Genomic DNA, 18,457 nt, shown 5'->3' on the forward strand with positions numbered 1-18,457 from the left:
TAATGACAACAAATGAGAAAATCGCAGCATTGCGTAATTTAATGAATGAGAGAGGTATCGATATGTACCTCATTCCTACAGACGATTTTCATTCATCAGAATATGTTGGAGAGCATTTTAAGGCTCGTAGCTTTATGACAGGCTTTACAGGTTCAGCAGGAACCGCAATCATCACACAGAAGGAAGCTCATCTTTGGGCAGACGGACGTTATTTCGTTCAGGCTGCAAAGCAGATTAAGGATTCTGAGGTTATTTTGGAGCGTATTGGTGAGCCTGGTGTTCCAGAGGTTGACGAGTTTATTGAAAAGAATTTCTTGGATGGTGGTTGTCTTGGCTTTGACGGTCGCTGTGTTTCAGCTAAGAATGCTGCAAAGTATTTCGAGATAGCTCAGAACAAGGGTGGTGAGCTTTACACTACAGAAGATTTGGTGGATATGATTTGGGAAGATAGACCACCTCTTCCAAAAGCTACTACATGGGTTCTTGAGGAGCAGTACTCAGGCGAGAGCATGCAGGCAAAAATCTATCGAATTCGTGAAAAGATGAAAAATAATAAGGCAGATGCACATCTTCTTACTAGTCTTTACGACATTGCCTATGTGCTTAACATCAGAGGAAATGATATTGCAAACGTACCAGTTTTCCTTTCTTTCCTCCTTATTACAGATGAGACAATTATCCTGTTTACAGATACCACAAATTGGCCAGAGGAGGTAATGCAGTACCTCAATGATAACAGCGTTAAGCTTTATCCTTACGATATGATTTATCATTATCTTCAGAGTGCTGATTTGGCAGATAGAAGCGTACTTCTTGACCAGTCAATTGTTAACTACAACATGGTTAAGGCTTTGAAGGGATCAGCTAAGATTATCGACGGAAAGAATCCTTCTGAGCTTATGCGCGCAATCAAAAATGAAACAGAAATTAAGAATACAAAGCTTGCTCACATCAAGGATGGTGTAGCATGTACAAAGGCTATCAAGTGGGTAAAGGAAAACATCGGCAAGACTCCTATGACAGAAATCACTGTTTCTGATTATTATGAGGCAAGACGTAAGGATCAGGAAAACTTTGTTGACCTTTCCTTTGATACTATTTCAGCTTATGGTCCTAATGCAGCAATGATGCATTACAGTGCTAAGCCAGGTTCAGAAGCAACACTTAAGCCAGAGGGCTTCTTACTTGTTGATTCAGGTGCTCACTTCCTTGAAGGTACAACTGATATTACACGTACCATTGCCCTTGGACCTCTTACACAGCAGATGAAGGAGTATTACACTGTAGTTCTTCGTTGTCACTTAAGACTTCTTGCAGCAAACTTCCCTAAGGGAGTTACTGGTGCAAACCTTGATATTCTTTCTCGTGGCCCAGTATGGGATATGGGACTTGATTACCGTTGTGGAACAGGTCACGGTGTTGGACATATTCTTAATGTTCACGAGGGACCAAACCGTTTCCACTGGAGAGTACTTGAGGGACAGAATTCTGCAGAGATTAAGCCAGGCATGATTACAACTGATGAGCCAGGTTTATATATTGAAGATGGTTTTGGAATCAGAATCGAAAACGAGCTTCTTTGTGTGGCAGGTGAAACTACAGAGTATGGCGACTTCCGTCATTTCGAAGCAATCACTTACTGCCCAATCGACCTTGATCCAGTTATCCCAGAAATGATGACTGAGGCAGAAAAGAAGACTCTCAACGAGTACCACGCCTTGGTACGCGAAACATTAAAACCATATTTAACAGATGAGGAGAATGACTGGTTAGCTAAAGAAACCAGAGATATCTAAAAGGCTTCCCCTTGAGGGGAAGCTGGCAGCTTTAGCTGACTGATGAGGTGTTTATGAAATTATTACTAATGGATGGCCACAGCATTGCCAACCGAGCATTTTATGGAGTTCCAGATCTTACAAATAGCGCCGGAGAACACACCGGCGCCATTTTTGGTTTCCTAAACATGATGTTTAAGTTTATTGAAGATGAGCAGCCAGACAACTTTGCAGTTGCCTTTGATGTTCACGCTCCAACCTTTAGACATAAAATGTACGAGGCATACAAGGGCACTCGTAAGCCTATGCAACCAGAATTGAAGGAACAGATTCCTCGTATTCAGGAAATGCTTAAGGCAATGGGCGTACCGGTAATCACTAAAGAGGGCTGGGAGGCTGACGACATCCTTGGCACTCTTGCCAGAATGGGCGAAGAAAAGGGCTTTGATGTTACTATTGTTTCTGGAGATAGAGATCTTCTTCAGCTTGCAACTGACAAGGTCAAGATTTCCATTCCAAAGACAAAAAAAGGTGGCACAGAAATTGAAAACTATTATGCTGCAGATGTAAAGTCGACATATGATGTTACACCAAAGCAGTTTATTGATGTAAAGGCTCTTCAGGGAGATGCCAGCGATAACATCCCTGGTGTAGAAGGCATCGGACCAAAGACTGCTCAGAAATGGATTGCAGAATATGGTTCAATCGAGGAATGCCATGCTCACGTTGATGAAATGAAAAAGGGCAAGGTCCTCGACAATTTTATTGCACAGTGGGATATTGCAGTTCTTTCTAAGGAGCTTGCAACTATAAATGTGAATGCGCCTATAGAGCTTGAAGAAGGCAGTACAAAGCTTGAAAATCTATTTACAGAAGAGGCATATCTTCTTTGTAAACGCTATGAGTTGAAGAAGTTATTGCCTAGATTTGAAAGCACAGACACTTCAAAGGTCCAGGATAATACATCTGAATCCTTTAAACGTATATACGAATTATCTGATGTAGAGGATTTCTTTTCAAAGCTTAAGGCAGCTGGCAAAGATTTTGTTGGTGCAAGTATTATGGCTGGCGATGATAGGAAAATCAAAGGCGCAGCCCTTTCAGTAGGAGACGCTACAATCTATGTGGATTGTGCGGGCCTTATTACTCCAGATTATCTTGCTCACAAGCTTATTGAGGTTAGCAAGGCTGGTGTGAAGCTGTGCTTCTGGGATTTAAAGAATGCTATGCATTTGATTTTCGACCTTTTAGCTGATAGCGAAAAAGAACAGGTGCTTGCATTGGGAGGAAAGGCAGAAATCTTTCCAACAGCAGTTGATGTAGCTGTGGCTGCATATCTTCTTAATCCTACTAAAAAGGAATATACAGCAGACGATATTGCAAACGAGATTCTTGGAATCCTTATTCCAGCCCAGGCAGATTTGTTCGGAAAGAAAAAGCTTTCTGCAGCTTTAGAGGATGACAGCCTTCTTGAGGCAGTTACAACCTATGCTTGCTATAATGCTTATGTTGCCTATGCAGCTTTTGAAAAGGTGATAGCAGAGATTAAAGAAGAGGGAATGCTTGATATTTATGAGAAAATCGAGATGCCTCTGGCTTACACCTTATTTGATATGGAGCTTCAGGGTATTGCTATGGATGCAAAGGCCTTGGCGGAATATGGAGACAAGCTTCAAATTCGTATAAACGAATTAGAGCAAAGCATATACAGTCAGGCAGGTGAGGAGTTTAATATCAACTCACCAAAGCAGCTGGGTGTCATTCTTTTTGAAAAGCTTGGAATAGAAGGTGGAAAGAAAACAAAGACTGGATATTCAACAGCTGCAGATGTTTTAGAAGAACTTTCTGCTACAAATCCGATAATATATGATATATTAGAGTACAGACAGTTGACAAAGCTGAAAAGCACCTACGCAGATGGATTGGCTGCATGCTTAGATGAGGATGGAAGAATTCGTTCCACCTTTATGCAGACTGTGACAGCCACTGGAAGAATCAGCTCTACAGAGCCTAATCTCCAGAATATTCCAATCAGAATGGAGCTTGGAAGAGAAATCCGTAAGGTATTCTATCCAAAGGATGGTTGCATTTTCCTTGATGCAGACTATTCTCAGATTGAGCTTAGAGTGCTTGCTCATATGTCAGGTGATGAAAATCTGATTAATGCCTTTAAGGCAGGGCAGGATATACATCGTTCCACTGCATCCTTGGTGTTTAATACTCCTTTTGAGGAGGTTACAGATTTACAGCGCCGCAGTGCAAAGGCAGTAAACTTTGGTATTGTTTATGGAATCAGCGCCTTTGGTCTTGCAAAGGATATCGGTGTTGGCAGAAAGGAAGCCCAGGAATATATCGATAATTATTTCAAGGCTTATCCTAAGATGCACCAATTCCTTGAAGGGCTTAAGACCTCTGCTACAGAGCAGGGATTTGCAACCACCATGTACGGTAGACGTCGCCCTGTGCCAGAGCTTAAATCATCTAATTTTATGACCAGACAGTTTGGTGAGAGAATTGCTATGAATTCTCCTATCCAGGGAACGGCTGCTGACATAATCAAGATAGCTATGGTAAATGTTCACGATAGACTTTTAAAGGAAGGCTTGAAATCAAAGCTTTTACTTCAGGTTCATGATGAGCTTTTGGTGGAGACTTACGAGGATGAACGTTCTAAGGTGGAACAGCTTATAGCTGAAGAAATGCAAGGAGCAGCACAACTTTTAGTGCAACTTGAAATTGATATGAATTCTGGAAAGACTTGGGCGGAAGCTCACTAAGCTTTCCCGCTTTCCGGAGTTTTATATAAACTAGGTAATATTAATTAATAATTTTTTTAGGAGGATAATTATGAGTTTTCCAAGAAAACAGATTAAAGCCAATGCAAGAGCTGCTTTATCAGCTAACTATTGGCCAATTGTAGGATACCCATTTTTACTGGGACTTTTGTTAGAGGCAGCACTTTCTGTATTTTTTACAGTAGTCATTGTTGCTCTTTTAGCAGTTGTAGGTTTTAGCGCAGGCCTCGAAGGTTTATTTGATGGTTCTGCAGGAGTTGGATTCCTTGTAGGCTTCTATATTATTTATATGGTGTCTATAGTAATCATTTGCCTCTTTATGAATGTAATCACTGTTGGTGAGTTGAAATTCTATTATGAATTCTATAGAGGTTCAAAGGGTGACTTCGGTACTTTCTTTGAAGGCTTCAAGAACCACAGAATGTGGAGAATCATCGGTGGTATGTTCCTTATGGCATTAAAGCTTATGCTTTGGCCTATTCCAGGATACATTCTTATGCTAGTTGGTATAGTTATGGCTGAGATGGACACAATGTGGGTGATTTTAGCCGTAGTTGGTGGAATCCTTTACTTTGCAGGTTGTGTCATGACTATTATTAAGGGCTATCAGTACAGAATGATTCCTTATCTTTTGATTGACCGTCCAGACCTTACTATCAAGGAATGCTTTAAGATGACAAAGCAGATGACAGATGGTTACAAGGGTGCTTTATTCGTAATGGACCTTTCATTCATCGGTTGGGTACTTTTATCACTTCTTACATGTGGTATCCTCATCATCTTCTATGTTGGACCATACATTCACTTAGCAGAGGCAGGATGCTATGACTTCCTTAAGAGAACTCGTATGGGCCAGCCAGGACCAAGACCAGGTCAGCCAATGCCAGGCCAGCCAGTTCCAGGCCCACAGCAGTTTGGACAGGGATATGTACCTAACGGAGTAGATAATGCTAATCAGGGACCAGTGTTCCAGTCAGCTTCATTTGAGCCACAGGCTCCTGCACAGAACAACTTTGCACAGCCTGTAGAAACAGTTGCACCACAGCAGCCAAGTTTTGAGCAGCCTGTAGAGCCAGTTGCACCACAGCAGCCAAGCTTTGAGCAGCCAGTTGAAACAGTTGCACCAGAACAGCCAAGCTATGAGGCTCCAGTTGAGCCAGCACAGCCTGAGCAGACTTTTGACGCATCTTCACCTTCAGGTGAAAACACATACGGTCCTAAGGTTGTGGAGAACGACGATATTTTTGACGAGTAAAACATGAAATTTATAGGAATTACAGGGGGCATCGGCGCTGGCAAAAGCACGGTGCTCTCTTTGCTAAAGGAAAATTTTAATTGTAAGGTTTTATTAGCTGATGAGGTGGCTGCCCAGCTTATGACGCCAGGTCATCAGTGTTTTGATGAGGTGGTTGCTTTGCCGTGGCCAACCTCTATTTTGGATGAAAAGGGACAGATTGACAGGCCACTTATGGCTAAGTATATGTATGCCTCAGATTCTCTTAGAGAAGGGGTTAATAAAATCGTCCATCCTGCTGTTGAAAAAGAGGTACTAAATCAAGTAGAGACCGAGAAGAAACAGCACAATATAGAGTACTTTTTCTTTGAGGCTGCATTGCTCATAGAATGTGGATATGGTAAACTTGTTGATGAGATGTGGTATATCTTTGCGAGCCCTCAGGCCCGTGAAAAACGCCTGATGGAATCACGAGGATACACCAAAGAACGTATTCAGAATACCTTTAAGGTTCAGCGTGGGGATGAGAGCTTTCGAGAGCACTGTGACCGTGTTATCGACAACAGTGGCTCAAAGGAAGAAACACTCAAACAGCTTAGAGCCATACTAAAGGCATCTTACTAAGGGGAAGTGTTACTATGGAAAAGAAGGACATTGTATTTGGGTTGGATATTGGAACTAGAAATGTCATTGGTACAGTGGGGTACCTTGACGGAGAGGAGTTCCACGTTATTGCACAGACTATTCGCGAGCATGATACACGTGCCATGCTGGATGGTCAGATTCACGATATTGGGCGCGTTGGTGCCACCTGTGATGAGGTGAAAAAAGAGCTGGAGGAAATGACCGGACTCACTCTCACAGAAGTATGTATCGCTGCCGCTGGTCGTGTGCTTCGTACAATCACCACTCATGTGGAATTGGAGTTCCCTGAGGAGACAGTGGTTACAGGCGAAGATCTTCACACTCTTGATATGCTTGGAATTGAACAGGCTGGAAAGGAGATTAAGGGTGAGGAGGATAACAAATACAAGTTTTTCTGCGTAGGATATTCTACCGTTAAATATTATTTGAATGGTGATCTGTTTTCTTCACTAGAAGATCACAAGGCTGATGTTATTGGTGAAGATATTATTGTTACCTTCCTTCCAGAGGATGTAGTTGATGGTCTTTATTCGGCTGTAGGTAAGGCAGGTCTTACTGTTGCAAATCTTACCTTGGAGCCTATTGCTGCTATCAATGTTGCAATTCCTCAGAACTTTAGAATGCTTAACATCGCTCTTATTGATGTTGGCGCAGGTACCTCCGATATTTGTGTAACCAGAGACGGAAGTATCATTGCCTATGGTATGATTCCAATGGCAGGTGACGAGCTGACAGAGGTTCTTGTTCACGAGTTCTTGGTTGATTTCGCCACAGCTGAACAGATAAAGAGAGCATCCACTGAAGGTGGCAACATCACATATGAAGATATTATGGGAATCAGCCACACCATCAAATCAGAGGATGTTTACAAGCTTACAGATCCTGTTATGAAAAAGATATCAGGAGAGGTTGCTTCAAAAATCAAAGAGCTTAATGGTGACAAATCAGTTTCTGCTGCCTTTGTTGTTGGCGGTGGCGGAAAGATTCATGGCTTCACAGAGGCTCTTTCAAAAGACCTTGATATCGTTAGCGAGCGTGTTGCACTTCGTGGCGAGGAGGTCATGAAAAACATTGTCTTCGAGCAGAATGATATTCAGAAGGATTCACTCCTTGTTACTCCTATTGGAATCTGCTTGAACTATTACGAGACAAAGAACAACTTCATCATGATTCATTTCAATGGAGAGATGATGAAGCTTTATGATAATGGTCAGCTTACAATTGTAGATGCTGCTATGCAGGCAGGCTTCTCAGCTGATCAGCTATTCCCACGTCGTGGACGTGAGATTAATTTTACAGTCAATGGTGTAGCGCGAATGATTCGTGGTACAGAGGGAGAGTCAGCTGTGGTTACTATGAATGGTCGCCCAGTTGGAATTAACACACCTCTTGAGTTCAACTGTGAAGTTGAGCTTACTCCTTCCACAGTTGGTGAGGGTGGTAACGGCACCATTGCAGATTTGGCAGAGTTCACCACCGAATATATTTACTTCAATGTTTGTGGTCACAGAGTAAAGTGTCCAAAGTTTGTTGAAGTAAATGGTTCAATGGAGCCACCAACTTATTCAGTTAGGGATGGAGATGTTATTGAGACACGTCCATTCTATACAGTTGGACAGTTGGCAGAATTTATGGATGTCACTATTGATGATAGATATGAGATTCTTGTGAATAATCGACCAGCTAGTGTTGATTCACTGGTATATGAGAACTTTGTTATTTACTGGACCACCACAAGTCCTGTTGCGTATGCTGGGGACTACTTGGCTGAAGACGGCGAAGGACTTCCAGGGGATTATGAGGCTGAGCCAGTGGAGCCAGAGTCAGTTTCAGATGTTCACACAAGAATGAAGATTGAATCTGTAGATATTCCAATTGTTGTTAATGGCAAACGAATGACTCTTTCTGGAAAGAAGGAATACATTTTTGTAGATATTTACAAACTTATTAATTTTGACCCAAGCGAGGGTAATGGACGTCCGCTTATCATAAAGATTAATGGACAGAAATGTGGTTACTCAGATGAGCTTAGAGCCAATGATGAGGTTGAGTGTTATTGGTATGGCGAAGCGCAAGCTTAAGTGTACACAAAAATAGTTAGTAATTAAGCCTGGTAAATAGGCTGATAAGGAAGTAATAAATTAATGGATTTTTTTAGTATTGCAAGTGGTAGTAGTGGTAATTGCATTTGTGTTGGAGATGACAACACACATGTAATGATTGATGCAGGTATTTCAGGTAAGAGAATAGAGGCGGGAATGAATCAATATGATTACACCACCGCTGATATGGCAGGCGTTTTGGTTACTCATGAGCATTCAGATCATGTGTCAGGCCTGGGAGTAATCGCTAGAAAATACCACATTCCAATTTATGGAACTGCTGCTACCATCAGAGCAATACGTTCTATGAAAAGCCTTGGGGCTATAGACGACACACTTTTTCACGTTGTTAGGCCTGACGAGGATTTCTCTATAGGTAGTCTTAATATTCACCCATTTCATATTAGTCATGATGCTGCAGACCCAGTTGCATATCGTATAGAAAATTCAAAATCTAAGGTTGCAGTATGTACCGACTTAGGTTATTATGATGGCTATATTGTAGAAAATTTAACAAATTTGGATGCCTTATTACTTGAGGCAAATCATGATATTCACATGCTGGAGGTGGGTTCATATCCTTATCCTCTCAAACAAAGAATTTTAGGGGATTATGGTCATCTTTCAAACGAGGCCAGTGGAAAGCTTTTAAGCTCTGTCCTCCATGATAATATTAAGCATGTCTTCTTAGGCCATTTGTCTCACGAAAACAACTATCCAGATTTGGCGTACGAGACCGTGCGCTTAGAGGTTACAATGGATGAAACCACCCCATACAATGCGAAGGATTTCAACATTACCGTAGCCTCCCGCAGCGACGTATCGGAGCGCGTTATCTTGTAAGTAATTATTTTAAGTGAGCTGGTAAGTAACAATCTCTTAGGTTTCTGAATGAAGCGTGTTAGCTGAATGAAGAAACTCTAAGGATTGTTACAGTAACCAGCGGACCAGAAAAGGAGAACTCATATGGAAAACAAAGTAATTATTACCGTAGTAGGTAAAGACACTGTAGGTATCATCGCTAGAATCTGCACATACTTAGCAGGAAGCGGAGTTAATGTTTTAGATATTACTCAGACTATCGTCCAGGGGTTCTTCAACATGATGATGATTGTTGACATTGAGAAGGCTTCTAAAAACTTCGGCGAGATCCAGAAGGATCTTGAGACTCTTGGTGAGGAAATCGGAGTTCAGGTAAAGGCTCAAAAAGAAGAAATTTTTGAGAAGATGCATCGTCTATAAGTACTTTGCCGAGCTTGTTAAGGCAAAGTGCTTATGATAGCACACCCCTCTTTGCCGTAGGCAATCATTCATGGGTGTGCTTTCTCGTAATATTAGGAGGATAACATGGTCAATATAAAAGAAGTAATCGAAACAAACAAAATGGTGGAAGAGCAGACACTTGATGTTCGTACCATCACCATCGGTATCAGCCTTCTCGAGTGCATCGATTCCGATTTAAAGCTTGTTAATGAAAAGGTTTACAATCGCATTACAACGGTTGCAAAGGATTTAGATAAAGTAGCAAAGGAAATTGAGCGTGATTATGGTATTCCAATCGTAAATCGTCGTATCTCAGTTACTCCTATTGCTTTAGTTGGTGGCGCTGCTTGCAAGTGCCCTGCTGATTTTGTTTCTTTGGCACACACTCTTGATAAGGCAGCTGAGGCTGTTGGTGCCAACCTCATTGGTGGTTATTCTGCCCTTGTTTCAAAAGGTATGACCACTGCTGATGAGATGCTTATTCGTTCTATTCCACAGGCTCTTTGCGAGACACAGAGGGTTTGTAGTTCTGTAAATTTGGCTTCCACAAAGACTGGTATTAATATGGATGCAGTCCGTCTTATGGGCGACATTTTATTACAGGTAGCTGATCGTTCGAAGGACAGAGATTCTGTTGATTGTATGAAGCTTGTTGTGTTCTGTAATGCTCCAGACGACAACCCATTTATGGCTGGTGCCTTCCACGGTGTAACAGAGGCAGATGCAATTATCAACGTTGGTGTTTCTGGACCAGGTGTTGTAAAGAAAGCCCTTGAGCAAGTTCGTGGTGAGAGCTTCGAGGTTCTTTGCGAGACTATCAAAAAGACAGCCTTCAAGGTTACTCGTGTTGGTCAGCTTGTTGCACAGGAAGCGTCAAAGCGTCTTGGCATTCCATTTGGTATTATTGATTTATCACTGGCTCCAACTCCTGCAATTGGAGATTCAGTTGCTGATATTCTTTGCGAGATTGGTCTTGAATATGCTGGTGCTCCTGGTACTACAGCTGCTCTCGCAATGCTCAACGACCAGGTTAAGAAGGGCGGCGTTATGGCCAGCTCTTATGTAGGTGGTCTTTCTGGTGCTTTCATTCCTGTATCTGAGGATCAGGGAATGATTAACTCAGTAGAGGCAGGTGCAATCACTCTTGAAAAGCTTGAGGCCATGACTTGCGTATGTTCAGTTGGTCTTGATATGATTGCCATTCCTGGTGATACACCAGCCACAACAATCTCTGGTATGATTGCAGATGAGATGGCTCTTGGTATGGTAAACCAGAAGACAACAGCAGCTCGTCTTATCCCTGTTATCGGCAAGGGTGTGGGCGATACAGTTGAGTTTGGTGGATTATTTGGTTATGCACCAATCATGCCTGTGAATAAGTTCTCTTGTGCAGATTTTATTAATCGTCAGGGACGCATTCCAGCTCCAATTCATTCATTCAAGAATTAAATAAGATTATATTTTGACACCGCATCTGTCAGCTTGCTGACGGATGCGGTGTCTTTTTTATTTACATTTTTTTCATAAAAATCTAGTATAATCACATTGTTATATGTTTAGTCTTTTATTTTCCATTTAGAGGATAATTATGAATAAAAAGAGATTATTGATTGGACTAGTTTCATTGCTGATATTCATTCTATTGATGGTTTTTATCAATAATAAATATCAAAAGTTTGAAAACAATCAAAATAATATTTCAAAAGAAGATGAAATACCGCAGGATATCATTGATGCAGCAAAGGGATATAAGGTAACTGAGTATGGTGGAGCCTATTCAATTTATAATAGCTACAATGCTTCTGATGCTGTTGACTTGTCAGATAAAAATGGTAAGACCACAGAGCTAGAATTGCTAGATGCTTTAATTTTTGGATTGGGACAGAATAGAAAATTCCTTGATGAAAGAATGTTGTTTAAGGGATATGTGGTGGCTATCAAGGAATTAGACAAAACAAATCACTACAATACAGAAGTTACTATTTCAGATACAAAAGATGATACAAACAATACCATTGAGGTGTATTTTAACTGGTATGATGAACAGCCTATTCATCCGGGAGACATTCTGTTTGGAAAAGGCATGCTTAGATACGAATTTGATAAAGATTATAATATTTCAAACGTATACATTAATGTTGAATTTAGCAGTGAAGTATGCTTCTTTTCAGAGGACGATGACACTATAAATTATGATGAAAAGAAGGTTGAAATAAAGGGAGAAGGTCTTGAATTAGTAACGGTAAAGGGTTGCAGGAGCATTATTGGCGAAAAACTAGATAGACCTGTAATAAAGACAGAAGGTAATTTATATTTGGTGGATAAGGAGTACAGATTATATTATGACATCAAACATTTTCCATATGACTATATAAGTCTAAGATACAGGGGAAATAATGGAAATGATGATTGGCTACTTTCTGAAATTGGAAAGAAAGTTACTGTACGGGGAATATTGTATTCAAACCATAAAGGTCAGATTTGGATGTATGGTACAAGGATTAAGTAATAGGGATTATATATGGATAAAAATAGATTGAGCGTACCAAAGAAAATAGCCGTTTGTCTTGTAGTTATTTTATTGCTACATGTGATTTCTTGTTTTCATTTTCAACTATATCGAGTTTTTTGTGCGAAAATATACTATAAGGTAAAATACAATATATCTCTTGATTATGCTGGCAGTATTACAAGTGATTCTATTCTTCTTAAGATGGAAGATGGCAATGATATATGCTGCATTCAAAATATATTTGGTATTGTCAAATATGATAGTTATGTTTCCTACAAATATGGTATGGAAGCAGCGGAAGAAATCCAAGAAATTGCTGATAATTATTTTGATGAAAGCCATACAGTTTACGGAGCTTTTGCAGATGGAGCGGCTGCATTTTATATGTATCCAATTAGAAAATGTAAAACCTTGGAAGGTTATATTTCACAGGATGAGGTGGAGGAAAATCATGTTATCTTTCTTCAACTTCCAAATGATAAAGATGATATAGATGACAGCACAATTGATGCCTTTTGGGAGGAGTGTAAAGACTTATATTCTGGTAGCACCTATAAAATTTATATTACAAGAATTCCTAGGAAGATATACGATGGAACTAAGGATTTAAAAGCTTATCCAATGGAAAAAGAAGCAATGTTTGTTCCAGAAAAATCTCAGTTGTTCTTAGAAAGTATCGATAAATATGGAACAGCAGATTATATGTGTGGGCATGATATAAATGATTATAATGGATTTATCATAAAACGATGTAATTTCAAAGATGGTGAAATCTGGGACTAATTTTATATGAGGAGGGGTTATGGCATATTTTCCAATGTTTGTAAATTTAACTGGGGCAAATTGTTTGGTTATTGGTAGTAGTGATGCGGTGTTGCGCAGGTCCGATGCGCTTCTTGATTTTGGGGCTAAGGTGAGAGTAATTGATAAGGATGAGTTTACGACCGATGATTTAAAGGGAAAGAAGGTTGTCCTTGTTGATACTGAAGATGAGGAAATTAATCTTCAGATTTCTATGCTTTGCAAAGATGCAGGTATTCCTGTTAATATATTAGGTAGACCGGATCTGGGCACCTTTAGTTTTCCATCTTATGTAAAGGAAAGAGATTTGGTGGGGGCATTTTCTAGCAGTGGCAAGAGCACAGCTTTGGCAAAGTTTCTTGCAAATAAAGAAAAGGAAACTCTCACTCCAAAGCTTGGTGAATTAAACGAAATGCTTGGAAAGTGGAAGCAGCCAATTGAGGAGCTATTTCCACTTAAAGCTAGTCAGAATAGTGCCTTTGAGCAGCTAATTGACTATGCATTATGCTACGATGGAATTCCTACCGATGAAGAAGTAGAGGAACTTCTAGGTGCTATTTCCATGACATTATAGTCCGCTGGTTACGGCTACAAGCATTATATTTCTACATTCAGCTGAAGAAAGCTTCATTTAAGAAATATAATAGCTTGATGCCTACCAGCTCATTTTAATATCTTAAGGAGAATAATAGAATTATGAAATTTCCAAACTTCCTCCACGAGGGGGATACGATTGGGCTGGTGGCGCCTTCCTTCGGGTGCGCTGATGAGCCTTACAAAAGCTGTATGGATGCAGCAATAAAGAGATTTGAAGGAATGGGCTACAAGCTTGTGGAGGGTCCTAACTGTCGAAGAAATGATGGTATTGGAATCAGCTCTACCCCTGAAAACTGCGGCAAGGAGCTTACAGATTTTTATTGCAGTGACGACAATGATATGCTCATTGCCTGTGGTGGCGGAGAGCTTATGTGTGAGACCCTTGATCATGTGGATTTTGAGGCAGTAAAGGCTGCCAAGCCTAAGTGGTATATGGGCTATTCTGATAACACCAATTTCACTTTTTTGCTTAATACAATTTGTGATACTGCGGCAATCTATGGGCCAAGCATTGGAGCCTTTGGAATGGAAAAACTTGAACCAGCCCTAGAAGATGTCCTTCAGGTTATCACCGGAAAGAAAACTACAGTTTCGGGCTATGATAGGTTCGAGGTAGAGTCCTTAAAGGATGGGGCCCATCCATTTGTAGGCTACAATCTTACAGAGAAAAAAGAACTTCGATTGTTTATGGGTGAATCTGAAACCAATCGAGTGCCAGAATTCTCAGGAATTATTACAGGAGGATGCTTGGATTGTTTGGCAAATCTTGTAGGTACCAAGTATGACAAGGTGGCATCCTTCAATGAGAAATATAAGAATCAAGGTGTGGTTTGGTTCCTAGAGGCTTGTGATTTAAATGTTATGTCTATTAGACGTGCACTTTGGAATCTTGATAGAGCCGGTTGGTTCGTAAATACGAAGGGATTTATTATTGGTCGTCCGGCTTTTGCATGGAAACAGGAAATGATGGGCCTTGATCAGTATAACGCTGTGACAGGAATCCTTGGAAAGTATAATGTTCCTATTGTCATGGATGCAGACGTTGGACATTTAGCACCTGCTATGCCTATTATCTCAGGGGCACAGGTGTCCGTTGAGGCGGCAGAAAATATTACTTTGAAGTATCAGGTATAACCACTGGCAAGCTGGGTTTGAGAATTGCCAGTCTAAATCTATAAAGCTGAATAATTGTCAAAAAATTCTCTCTCTTTTGCGTAATGAGTGTTATAATTGAAATAACAATTTACGTTTAGGAGGGGGAATTTTTATGTCTACAAGAATTTATGATTGCTTGAAGGCCATTGGTGAAAGAATCATTGAGAATAAAGACTTTCTCACTGATTTAGACCGAGAGATTGGTGATGCGGATCACGGTGTCAATATGGCCAGAGGTTTTCAGGGAGTAATCGAAAAGGTGCCAGAGGATGAGGCTGATATTGGGGCAGCCTTAAAGAAAGCAGGTATGACTTTGCTTTCCACTGTTGGTGGTGCTTCTGGACCATTATATGGAACAGCTTATATGGAGGCAGCAAAGGTGTTTGCTGGCAAAACTGAAGTTACTGGGGAGGACTTCAAAGCGTCGCTGGCTGCGGCTATAGAGGGTATCAAAAAGAGAGGTCATGCTGAAAAAGGCGAAAAGACCATGCTTGATGCATTGATTCCAGCTTATGACACTTTGTCTGAAAAGCTGAGTGGGGGCTCAGAATTTTTAGAAGCGTTAGAGGCTGCATGTCAGGCTGCAAATGAGGGAGTAGAGTTTACAAAGACAATAGCGGCAACAAAGGGACGTGCAAGCTACTTGGGAGAGAGAAGTATAGGCCATCAGGATCCTGGTGCAACCTCTCTTACTATCACATTGGAAACGATCAGAGACTTCCTTAAAGGTTAAAGGAATAGCTAAAATAGGGTTTTTACAAGATACAATGTACAAAGATTAATTGGGGGATTTTTGTTATGGTAGGACTTGTTCTTGTTTCTCACAGCGCTAAAATCGCTGAGGGATTAAAGGATTTAACCGCCGAAATTGCACCAGATCACAAGGGAATTATAAGTGCAGGTGGAATGGAAGACGGTTCTATTGGTACAGATGCAGTTCGTATTTCCGAAGCAATTCGTCAGGCTAATGACGGAGACGGGGTAGTTGTGATGGCAGATCTTGGCAGCGGAGTTATGAGTTCAGAGACAGCAATTGAGCTTTTGGAAGACGAAGATATTAAAGTAAAGCTTGCAGATGCGCCAATTGTAGAAGGCACTATCGCAGCGGCTGTTAGCGCTATGGTGGGCAGCGACCTGGAGGCTGTCCTGAAAGCGGCTGAAGACTGCCGTGGTGTGCGTAAGATAAATAATTAAATATTTTATTACTTGGGGGCTTTTGATGAGCTGGTAGCCATCAAGCTCTTATGTCTCTCAAGTGAAGCATTCTTAGCTGAGCTGAGAGATATAAGGCTTGTAGGTGTAACCAGCAGTTTAAAGGCAAAGAATTATCTAGGAGGAGATTATTTATGAAGAAATTAATTAATGGGGTTGATAATATTGTTGATGAAATGCTTGAGGGTATGGTAGCGGCTTATCCTCAGTACGTTAAGAGACTTGACGGTTTTGACGTACTTGTTAGAGCAGGTGGTTCAAAGGGAAAAGTAGCTCTTGTTTCTGGTGGCGGTAGCGGACACGAGCCAGCACATGGTGGCTATGTTGGAAAGGGAATGCTTGATGGAGCTATCGCAGGTGCTGTGTTTACATCTCCTACACCTGACCAGGTATATGAAGCCATTAAGGCAGCTGATGGTGGCAAGGGTGTTCTTCTTGTAATCAAGAACTACACTGGTGATGTTATGAACTTTGAAATGGCTGCTGACATGGCCCGTGACGAGGGTATCGAGGTTGAGCAGGTTATTACAGCTGATGATGTTGCTGTTGAAAACAGTACATGGACAACAGGTCGTCGTGGTATTGCAGGAACTATTTTCGTTCACAAGATTGCAGGCGCTTGTGCAGAGGCTGGTGGAAGTCTTGCTGAGGTTAAGAAGGTTGCTGAGAAGGTAATCGAAAATGTTCGTTCAATGGGTATGGCTATTGACGCTTGTACCGTTCCTGCAGCAGGAAAGCCAAGCTTTGACTTAGCTGAAGATGAAATCGAAATTGGTATCGGTATCCATGGTGAGCCTGGTGTAAACCGTGAAAAGATTAGCTCAGTAAACGAAATTGCTGACAAGCTTCTTAATAAGATTTTTGCAGAGGGAATTTATAATTCTGGAGACGAGGTTGCTGTGATGGTTAACGGCATGGGCGGAACTCCTCTTATGGAATTGCTTGTAGCCAACAAACATGTTAAGGAGGTTCTTGATTCCAAGGGCATTAAGATTGCAAAGACCTTAGTTGGAAACTACATGACATCTCTTGATATGGAAGGCTTCTCAATCACCTTACTTAAGGTTGACGATGAACTTAAGAAGTATTTGGCTGCTCCAGCAGATACACCTGCTTTTGTTCAGGCATAGACCGCCGTAACTAGATAATCTAAATAGCATTCCGGCTTCTCTATTATAGGGAGGCCGGTTTTTTGATGGTTTTTTATTGTGGTAAAACAAAAGACAAAAAGAAGGGGATAAGCTATAATTGAGACACTGAAAGATGTGAAATAGTATGAATAAAAAGATTAATTTTGATATAAAAAGAATTTTTGAGGCCCTTTCATTTATAGCTGCTGTTGTTTTGCTATATGCTTTTTTCGATTTTGTAGGAATAGGGTGTCCAATTAAATATGCTACAGGAATATCCTGTGCTGGATGTGGAATGACCAGGGCTTGGATTGCTCTAATTAGAGGTGATATCACAGGAGCATTTCACTATCATCCGCTGTTTCCACTGCCACCGGTGGTTTTGCTTATGATTATCTACAGGAAAAAGATAAATTCAAGGGTTTTTAAAGGTGTTATAGCCCTTATTGTGGTGGCGGCGTTTGTGGTTTACATTATTCGAATGATGTCTCCGGCAGATACTATTGTTGTGTTTCATCCTCAGGATGGAGCTATTGCAAGGTTAATTAAAAAGTCTATTGAGCTAACTAAAAACATCATCAATTAAGGAGGGGGAACTATGGCAGTTTACAGATGTAAGGCTTGTGGGTACATTTTTGATGAGGAAAAGGAAGGCAAAAGTATCAGGGATATCGATTATTGTCCAAGATGTAAACAGCCTGACGACAGGTTCGAACTAGTTGAAGAAGACAAGAAAGAAGAGAAAGAAAATGACTAATATTTTATTTGTATGTCACGGCAGCATATGCCGTTCGCCAATGGCAAAGTATGTTTTACAGGATATGGTGGAAAAAAGAGGGATTGCACAGGATTTTTTTATAGACTGCGCAGCAATGACCTACGAGGAAATTGGAAATCCAGTGTATCCTCCAGTGAGACAGGTGCTGAATGCTCATGGAATTAATTGTGAGGGCTACGCAGCCCGTCATGTTCGTAAAGACGAATATAGAGACTATGATTACATCATTGGAATGGATGCAGAAAATATGCATGACCTGGCCTATGAATTTGGACCAGACCCAGATAGAAAGATTTATAGACTCTTGGATTTTACGGACAGGCCGCGAGATATAGCAGATCCTTGGTATACACGTAAGTTTGATGTTTGCTATGAGGATGTTATCAGAGGCTGTGATGGCTTGTTAAAGGAATTAGGATATTAAAATTATTATAAGAGAGAATTCCCTATACACTAAG

18 protein-coding genes are annotated in these 18,457 nt (G+C 40.8%); all 18 read left to right on the forward strand.

Annotated elements, in window-relative coordinates; genetic code table 11:
- The first annotated feature begins 2 nt into the window (after positions 1-2).
- The 18 genes from BLR54_RS10050 (at position 3) to BLR54_RS10130 (ending at position 18,423) form a co-directional block, all read left to right on the forward strand.
- Positions 3-1,796, forward strand: a complete 1,794-nt coding sequence (locus BLR54_RS10050) for an aminopeptidase P family protein (protein WP_090420477.1) — start codon at positions 3-5, stop codon at positions 1,794-1,796.
- 53 nt (positions 1,797-1,849) lie between these two features.
- On the forward strand, positions 1,850-4,552 hold the full coding sequence (gene polA, locus BLR54_RS10055) for a DNA polymerase I (protein WP_090420480.1): 2,703 nt from the start codon (positions 1,850-1,852) through the stop codon (positions 4,550-4,552).
- A gap of 70 nt (positions 4,553-4,622) precedes the next feature.
- Entirely contained in the window at positions 4,623-5,825 is a 1,203-nt protein-coding gene (locus tag BLR54_RS10060; RefSeq protein WP_090420482.1) for a DUF975 family protein, read from the forward strand.
- A 3-nt stretch (positions 5,826-5,828) separates the two neighbouring features.
- Entirely contained in the window at positions 5,829-6,428 is a 600-nt protein-coding gene (coaE, locus tag BLR54_RS10065) for a dephospho-CoA kinase (protein ID WP_090420484.1), read from the forward strand.
- A 14-nt stretch (positions 6,429-6,442) separates the two neighbouring features.
- Positions 6,443-8,530 carry a cell division FtsA domain-containing protein gene (locus BLR54_RS10070; protein WP_242871236.1) on the forward strand — a complete coding sequence of 696 codons (2,088 nt, stop codon included), beginning with the start codon at positions 6,443-6,445 and terminating at the stop codon, positions 8,528-8,530.
- Positions 8,531-8,593: 63 nt separating this feature from the next.
- Positions 8,594-9,394 carry an MBL fold metallo-hydrolase gene (locus BLR54_RS10075; RefSeq protein ID WP_090420488.1) on the forward strand — a complete coding sequence of 267 codons (801 nt, stop codon included), beginning with the start codon at positions 8,594-8,596 and terminating at the stop codon, positions 9,392-9,394.
- A 123-nt stretch (positions 9,395-9,517) separates the two neighbouring features.
- Positions 9,518-9,793 (forward strand): ACT domain-containing protein, encoded by a 276-nt coding sequence (locus BLR54_RS10080; RefSeq protein ID WP_090420491.1) that lies wholly within the window; start codon positions 9,518-9,520, stop codon positions 9,791-9,793.
- Between the two features lie 105 nt (positions 9,794-9,898).
- A complete protein-coding gene (locus BLR54_RS10085; RefSeq protein ID WP_090420494.1) occupies positions 9,899-11,263 on the forward strand; it encodes a PFL family protein in 1,365 nt (454 codons plus the stop codon).
- 139 nt (positions 11,264-11,402) lie between these two features.
- Entirely contained in the window at positions 11,403-12,323 is a 921-nt protein-coding gene (locus BLR54_RS10090) for a hypothetical protein (RefSeq protein WP_090420496.1), read from the forward strand.
- Positions 12,324-12,335: 12 nt separating this feature from the next.
- Entirely contained in the window at positions 12,336-13,109 is a 774-nt protein-coding gene (locus BLR54_RS10095) for a hypothetical protein (RefSeq protein WP_090420499.1), read from the forward strand.
- Positions 13,110-13,128: 19 nt separating this feature from the next.
- Positions 13,129-13,701, forward strand: coding sequence for a precorrin-2 dehydrogenase/sirohydrochlorin ferrochelatase family protein (locus BLR54_RS10100; protein WP_090420502.1), 573 nt, complete (start codon positions 13,129-13,131; stop codon positions 13,699-13,701).
- A 122-nt stretch (positions 13,702-13,823) separates the two neighbouring features.
- Complete coding sequence (locus BLR54_RS10105; protein WP_090420505.1) at positions 13,824-14,858, forward strand: S66 family peptidase; 1,035 nt, start codon at positions 13,824-13,826, stop codon at positions 14,856-14,858.
- Between the two features lie 133 nt (positions 14,859-14,991).
- Positions 14,992-15,612, forward strand: coding sequence for a dihydroxyacetone kinase subunit DhaL (dhaL, locus tag BLR54_RS10110; RefSeq protein WP_090420506.1), 621 nt, complete (start codon positions 14,992-14,994; stop codon positions 15,610-15,612).
- A 65-nt stretch (positions 15,613-15,677) separates the two neighbouring features.
- Positions 15,678-16,073: a dihydroxyacetone kinase phosphoryl donor subunit DhaM gene (dhaM, locus tag BLR54_RS10115; protein WP_090420510.1), complete on the forward strand. Its 396-nt coding sequence runs from the start codon at positions 15,678-15,680 to the stop codon at positions 16,071-16,073.
- A 152-nt stretch (positions 16,074-16,225) separates the two neighbouring features.
- Positions 16,226-17,221 (forward strand): dihydroxyacetone kinase subunit DhaK, encoded by a 996-nt coding sequence (dhaK, locus tag BLR54_RS10120; RefSeq protein WP_090420512.1) that lies wholly within the window; start codon positions 16,226-16,228, stop codon positions 17,219-17,221.
- Positions 17,222-17,366: 145 nt separating this feature from the next.
- Complete coding sequence (locus BLR54_RS10125) at positions 17,367-17,807, forward strand: DUF2752 domain-containing protein (RefSeq protein ID WP_090420515.1); 441 nt, start codon at positions 17,367-17,369, stop codon at positions 17,805-17,807.
- 12 nt (positions 17,808-17,819) lie between these two features.
- The gene (locus BLR54_RS14965; protein WP_176761920.1) at positions 17,820-17,978 is read left to right on the forward strand and encodes a hypothetical protein; all 159 of its coding nucleotides are present in this window, start codon (positions 17,820-17,822) and stop codon (positions 17,976-17,978) included.
- Positions 17,971-18,423, forward strand: a complete 453-nt coding sequence (locus BLR54_RS10130) for a low molecular weight protein-tyrosine-phosphatase (protein WP_090420518.1) — start codon at positions 17,971-17,973, stop codon at positions 18,421-18,423. Before BLR54_RS14965 ends, BLR54_RS10130 begins: the two co-directional genes overlap by 8 nt.
- Positions 18,424-18,457: the final 34 nt, after the last annotated feature.

The organism is Pseudobutyrivibrio sp. YE44 (assembly GCF_900104335.1).
Classification (GTDB): domain Bacteria; phylum Bacillota; class Clostridia; order Lachnospirales; family Lachnospiraceae; genus Pseudobutyrivibrio.

What these genes read in the sequence shown, in the direction of transcription:
- BLR54_RS10050 (WP_090420477.1), top strand. Translation starts at nt 3, where the DNA reads ATGACAACAAATGAGAAAATCGCAGCATTGCGTAATTTAATGAATGAG.
- polA (WP_090420480.1), top strand. Translation starts at nt 1,850, where the DNA reads ATGAAATTATTACTAATGGATGGCCACAGCATTGCCAACCGAGCATTT.
- BLR54_RS10060 (WP_090420482.1), top strand. Translation starts at nt 4,623, where the DNA reads ATGAGTTTTCCAAGAAAACAGATTAAAGCCAATGCAAGAGCTGCTTTA.
- coaE (WP_090420484.1), top strand. Translation starts at nt 5,829, where the DNA reads ATGAAATTTATAGGAATTACAGGGGGCATCGGCGCTGGCAAAAGCACG.
- BLR54_RS10070 (WP_242871236.1), top strand. Translation starts at nt 6,443, where the DNA reads ATGGAAAAGAAGGACATTGTATTTGGGTTGGATATTGGAACTAGAAAT.
- BLR54_RS10075 (WP_090420488.1), top strand. Translation starts at nt 8,594, where the DNA reads ATGGATTTTTTTAGTATTGCAAGTGGTAGTAGTGGTAATTGCATTTGT.
- BLR54_RS10080 (WP_090420491.1), top strand. Translation starts at nt 9,518, where the DNA reads ATGGAAAACAAAGTAATTATTACCGTAGTAGGTAAAGACACTGTAGGT.
- BLR54_RS10085 (WP_090420494.1), top strand. Translation starts at nt 9,899, where the DNA reads ATGGTCAATATAAAAGAAGTAATCGAAACAAACAAAATGGTGGAAGAG.
- BLR54_RS10090 (WP_090420496.1), top strand. Translation starts at nt 11,403, where the DNA reads ATGAATAAAAAGAGATTATTGATTGGACTAGTTTCATTGCTGATATTC.
- BLR54_RS10095 (WP_090420499.1), top strand. Translation starts at nt 12,336, where the DNA reads ATGGATAAAAATAGATTGAGCGTACCAAAGAAAATAGCCGTTTGTCTT.
- BLR54_RS10100 (WP_090420502.1), top strand. Translation starts at nt 13,129, where the DNA reads ATGGCATATTTTCCAATGTTTGTAAATTTAACTGGGGCAAATTGTTTG.
- BLR54_RS10105 (WP_090420505.1), top strand. Translation starts at nt 13,824, where the DNA reads ATGAAATTTCCAAACTTCCTCCACGAGGGGGATACGATTGGGCTGGTG.
- dhaL (WP_090420506.1), top strand. Translation starts at nt 14,992, where the DNA reads ATGTCTACAAGAATTTATGATTGCTTGAAGGCCATTGGTGAAAGAATC.
- dhaM (WP_090420510.1), top strand. Translation starts at nt 15,678, where the DNA reads ATGGTAGGACTTGTTCTTGTTTCTCACAGCGCTAAAATCGCTGAGGGA.
- dhaK (WP_090420512.1), top strand. Translation starts at nt 16,226, where the DNA reads ATGAAGAAATTAATTAATGGGGTTGATAATATTGTTGATGAAATGCTT.
- BLR54_RS10125 (WP_090420515.1), top strand. Translation starts at nt 17,367, where the DNA reads ATGAATAAAAAGATTAATTTTGATATAAAAAGAATTTTTGAGGCCCTT.
- BLR54_RS14965 (WP_176761920.1), top strand. Translation starts at nt 17,820, where the DNA reads ATGGCAGTTTACAGATGTAAGGCTTGTGGGTACATTTTTGATGAGGAA.
- BLR54_RS10130 (WP_090420518.1), top strand. Translation starts at nt 17,971, where the DNA reads ATGACTAATATTTTATTTGTATGTCACGGCAGCATATGCCGTTCGCCA.